The 4,142-nt window shown below is 56.7% G+C and carries 6 protein-coding genes and 1 pseudogene; 6 read left to right on the top strand and 1 reads right to left on the bottom strand.

Going from position 1 to position 4,142, the window contains the following annotated elements; all coding sequences use genetic code 11:
- The 5 genes from Q1B15_RS08720 to Q1B15_RS08700 form a co-directional block, all read left to right on the top strand.
- The coding region (locus Q1B15_RS08720; RefSeq protein WP_299753068.1) for a glycine cleavage T C-terminal barrel domain-containing protein at nt 1-384 on the top strand (384 nt) is incomplete at its 5' end.
- On the top strand, nt 377-949 hold the full coding sequence (locus Q1B15_RS08715) for a sarcosine oxidase subunit gamma family protein (protein WP_299753066.1): 573 nt from the start codon (nt 377-379) through the stop codon (nt 947-949). The genes Q1B15_RS08720 and Q1B15_RS08715, both read left to right, overlap by 8 nt.
- Before the next feature lie 151 nt (nt 950-1,100).
- Nucleotides 1,101-1,700, top strand: coding sequence for a superoxide dismutase (locus Q1B15_RS08710; protein WP_299753064.1), 600 nt, complete (start codon nt 1,101-1,103; stop codon nt 1,698-1,700).
- Nucleotides 1,701-2,102: 402 nt separating this feature from the next.
- Nucleotides 2,103-2,327 (top strand): hypothetical protein, encoded by a 225-nt coding sequence (locus Q1B15_RS08705; protein WP_299753062.1) that lies wholly within the window; start codon nt 2,103-2,105, stop codon nt 2,325-2,327.
- Between the two features lie 110 nt (nt 2,328-2,437).
- Entirely contained in the window at nt 2,438-2,701 is a 264-nt protein-coding gene (locus tag Q1B15_RS08700; RefSeq protein ID WP_299753060.1) for a hypothetical protein, read from the top strand.
- A gap of 49 nt (nt 2,702-2,750) precedes the next feature.
- On the opposite strand, the gene Q1B15_RS08695 is transcribed toward Q1B15_RS08700, so the two are convergent.
- A complete protein-coding gene (locus Q1B15_RS08695; RefSeq protein ID WP_299753058.1) occupies nt 2,751-3,305 on the bottom strand; it encodes a TIGR00730 family Rossman fold protein in 555 nt (184 codons plus the stop codon).
- 131 nt (nt 3,306-3,436) lie between these two features.
- On the opposite strand from Q1B15_RS08695, the pseudogene Q1B15_RS08690 reads away from it, so the two are divergent.
- Nucleotides 3,437-4,142 (top strand): annotated as a pseudogene (locus tag Q1B15_RS08690) (hypothetical protein); the annotation flags it as partial.

Raw genomic sequence — 4,142 nt, 5'->3', positions numbered from 1 at the left:
CAGGACTTGGGACTGAACTGGGCGATCTCGAAGAAAAAAGAGGACTTTCTTGGGAAGCGGGCTCAAGAGCGCGACCATATGACCGATCCGCTCCGCTGGAAGCTTGTTGGGCTGGAAACCCTTGATGGCTCTGTGCTGCCGGATGGGTCCTACGCTGTTGGCGAAGGCATGAACGCCAATGGACAAAGGGTGGTGCAGGGGCGCGTGACGTCGACCTATCACTCGCCGACGCTGGATCGTGGGATTGCCATGGGATTGGTCGAATTGGGGCCGGATCGGATGGGCGAGGTGATGGAGTTCAACCGCGTGGATGGCACGTATGTGCTGGCGAAGATCGTGCATCAGGTGTTTTTTGATCGCGATGGGGATAAGCAGAATGTCTGAGGCAGTGAGCGCATTGGCCGGTTCTTCGGCGCACGGATTTGTCGACGTGACAGAGGCCGGGCTGGTCGGGATGGTCACGATCCGGGGCGATTATGGGAACACGGAGTTTCGCGACAAGGTTGCGACGCTCCTCGGACTGAATGTTCCGGATCAGCGCCAGATGACGACAGGGGGCACGGATAAGTTGTTGTGGATGTCGCCCGACGAATTGCTGTTGGTGTGCCCACACGGCGAAGCCGACGCGCGCGTTGGCGCCTTGTCGGCGGGGCTTTCGGGCGCCCATCATTTGGCAGTGAACGTTTCGGATGCTCGGGCGGCATTTTGCGTAAAAGGAACAGCGTCGGGCGTGCGTGAAGCGTTGGCGAAACTGTCACCGGCGGACTTGCGCGCCAGCGTTTTGCCCGTGGGCGAGGTGCGTCGCACGCGGCTTGCCCAAGTTCCGGCAGCGATTTGGCTTGAAAGCGAAGACCGCGCTATGGTCGTGTGCTTCCGTTCGGTTGCAGGGTATGTTTTTGACTTATTGACGCAAGCATCCAAGCCTGGGTCGGAGCCAAGGTATTTTTAGCGCTATTTACGGATTTTCGCACATTTAGGCCGACTTTTTCGGCCAGAAGAGTACCGAGTTTAATTGATCGTCAGAAAGGTTGCTCTTGACCACCGGGGCATACCGACACAGTTACACGGCAGAGATAACGCCAATAACAAAGAGGCATGTCATGGCTTTTGCACTTCCTGATCTTCCCTACGCGCACGACGCTCTTGCCGCTAAAGGCATGAGCGCTGAGACGCTCGAATACCACCACGATCTGCACCACAACGCCTATGTCACCAATGGCAACAAGGCGATTGAAGGCACTGAATGGGCGGACAAGTCGCTTGAGGACATCATCAAGGGCACTTACGACGCCAACGCCGTTGCGCAGAACGGCATCTTCAACAACATCAGCCAACTTTGGAACCACAACCAGTTTTGGGAGATGATGGGACCGGGCAACACTGGAATGCCGGGCGCGCTTGACGCCGCTTTGGTTGAGAGCTTTGGATCGGTCGATGATTTCAAATCGCAGTTTTCTGCGGCGGGTGCCGGTCAGTTCGGTTCGGGCTGGGCATGGCTTGTGAAGAATGCCGACGGCTCGCTTGCTGTAACCAAGACTGAAAACGGCGTGAACCCGTTGTGCTTTGGTCAGACAGCACTCCTTGGGTGCGATGTGTGGGAGCATTCCTACTACATCGATTTCCGCAACAAGCGTCCGGTATACCTCACGAATTTCCTCGACAACCTGGTGAACTGGGAAAATGTTGCAAGCCGTATGTAAGCTTTGCAGGCAATTTAAATGAGAAAAGCGCGCCCATGAGGCGCGCTTTTTTTCGTTTTTCGGCGGTTTATTGGCGGCACCTGTACCAGGTCAAAAGAACTGGACCGAGCACGTAAGACTTGCAGATTGCAAAGGCCGGATAGCCAAAATCATGAAGATAGCGAGGAATAAATTCGCTTCTGGATGGAAGGAAAACACCGAGCCTTCGCAGTTGGGATGCGTGAGTTCGGGGTAAGGAAGTTCTGCTGAGTTGAGAGCCGCGAAGGCCAATTGCTGCAGTCTGGATAGGACGCTTTGGCGCTTTTCTCTCAGCTCCCGCTGGAAGCGTTTCCCCAGCGTTGCATTGCTCTATTCAGGAGCGAGGACTACCGTTGCTTCAACAGACGTGGGAGCCAAAAAAGCATGTCATTGGAAACCTACCTTGTCTGTTTGGCTGCAGCCGCTGTGTTTTTCGCAACGCCGCCTGATACCAGCCAATTGCCGATTATCTCGAACAGCATTCGTCACGCATTGCGCCGAAGGTTCTATACGATCGCCGGTGATCTAACGGCGAATTGTTTGCAGATGACGGGTGCGGCCTTTGGGCTTGCGGCTATTATTACAACCTCGGCCAGCGCGTTTGTGTGAATCAAATGGTTTTGAGTTTCGTTGGGTTTGTCGAAAGATCACGCCAGCGACGTTGAGGCCAATACATCGGGAAACGCGTCACGGCTGTTCAGGCAAGGGTTGTTACGTCGATGGCCAATCCGTTTGCGGTTGTCTTCTTTGTTGCACTTTTCCCGCAGTTCATTGATCCGGCCGCACCAGTTTTGCCGCGACTTTTACGGCTTGGGATCACCTATATCGTCGTCGATCGCGTTATCCTATTGATTTGGGGCTGGTTTGGCCTGCGCGCGGCAGGCGCTTTGAAACGCTTCTCGTTTGGACTTGTTAACAAGATTTACGGTGGGCTTATGATCGCGGCGGCTGAATTGCTGGCAACGCCAGATCCTGAGCCGTAACACCGAGGGTTCGCGTGTTGCCGGTCGCTTAAGTCAGTCCACTTTTCGTTTAGCTTTTAGCGCCGATTGCCGCGGTGATTTCCCCGATAGTGTCGACGCTTTGGAAGAGGGCGCGCATCGATGCATCAGCAAAGCCGTGGTTGATGACGTGATCGAGGAGCGCGAGAAGTGGGTTCCAATAGCCGTTAACGTTGAGCAAAATGATGGGTTTGGCGTGCAGGTCGAGTTGCGCCCAGGTCAGGACTTCAAAAAACTCATCAAGTGAGCCCGCACCACCCGGCAGCACAATGACCGCGTCCGCGTTCATGAACATCACCTTTTTGCGCTCGTGCATGGTTTCAGTGATGATCCTGTCGCCAAACACGCCCGAGGGGGCTTCCCGGTCGAGAAGATGGGTGGGAATGATGCCCATTGCGGGGGCGCCAGCGTCTGTGGCGGCTTGGGCCACCGCGCCCATCAACCCGACGTCGCCTGCGCCGTAGACAAGACGCCAGCCTTCGCGTGCGATGAGTTTGCCGGTGTCGCGCGCGGCGTCGAGATAATCGGGGTCGTTGCCCGCGCGCGAGCCGCAATATACGCACACCGAGAAGGGGGGAAGGCGCACGCGGTCAACTCCTTTATGTGAAACGGGTTTTGACCCTTGATAGCGGGGTTGCTATGGTCTCTCAAGCGTGGGCCGCGGAGACGGGACCGATCGCGCAAAGGGATGAGACCCGAGAGGCAGGGGAGAGGCGCGTGAAAGCGACCTGGATTAGTGGTGGCGTATTGGTTGTCGCGCTGTTGGCGCTGGCGCTTTTCTTTGGTTTGCGGGGCAGCGAGACTGAAGATGTTGCGGTGCCGGTTGATGTGCTTGCACCTGCCGCAGATGAGATCGTCTTAGAAAGAACCGAAGTCATACCTGAGGCCGAAGATGAGCCGGCGGTGGTGGCTGACGTTGAGACTGCTACTGAGGCTGAGCCCGTCGAACGAACTTCGCGCGCGGTGTTTGACATTGTACGTGTCGAGCCGGACGGAGAAACCGTTATTGCTGGGCGTGCAGACGCCAATTCAACGCTGACGCTTTTGTTGGATGGGGCCGAGGCCGGTCAGGCAGGTGCGGATGGCGGCGGAAGCTTTGTGGCGCTGTTGTCGCTTGGGACGGCGGATGTGCCGCGAGTTTTGACGTTGCTTGAGCGGTTTTTGGACGGTTCTGAGGCCTTTGCGGATCAGTCGGTCATTTTGGCACCAAGTCCGAAGGTTATTGTGGCCGAAGTTGAGGATGCAGGCGAAGTCGTTGCAGACGAGCTCGCTGCTGCGTCTGCTGGCGTCGAGAATGGCGATGCGGCCACTTTGGTCGAGGATGCGGGCGAAGTCGTTGCAGACGAACTCGCTGCTGCGTCTGCTGGCGTCGAGAATGGCGATGCGGCCACTTTGGTCGAGGATGCGGGCGAAGTCGTTGCAG

Source organism: uncultured Boseongicola sp. (assembly GCF_937988555.1).
Taxonomy (GTDB): domain Bacteria; phylum Pseudomonadota; class Alphaproteobacteria; order Rhodobacterales; family Rhodobacteraceae; genus Boseongicola.
This window is presented reverse-complemented; position numbering and strand designations above follow the sequence as displayed.

What these genes read in the sequence shown, in the direction of transcription:
- Q1B15_RS08715 (WP_299753066.1), top strand. Translation starts at nt 377, where the DNA reads ATGTCTGAGGCAGTGAGCGCATTGGCCGGTTCTTCGGCGCACGGATTT.
- Q1B15_RS08710 (WP_299753064.1), top strand. Translation starts at nt 1,101, where the DNA reads ATGGCTTTTGCACTTCCTGATCTTCCCTACGCGCACGACGCTCTTGCC.
- Q1B15_RS08705 (WP_299753062.1), top strand. Translation starts at nt 2,103, where the DNA reads ATGTCATTGGAAACCTACCTTGTCTGTTTGGCTGCAGCCGCTGTGTTT.
- Q1B15_RS08700 (WP_299753060.1), top strand. Translation starts at nt 2,438, where the DNA reads ATGGCCAATCCGTTTGCGGTTGTCTTCTTTGTTGCACTTTTCCCGCAG.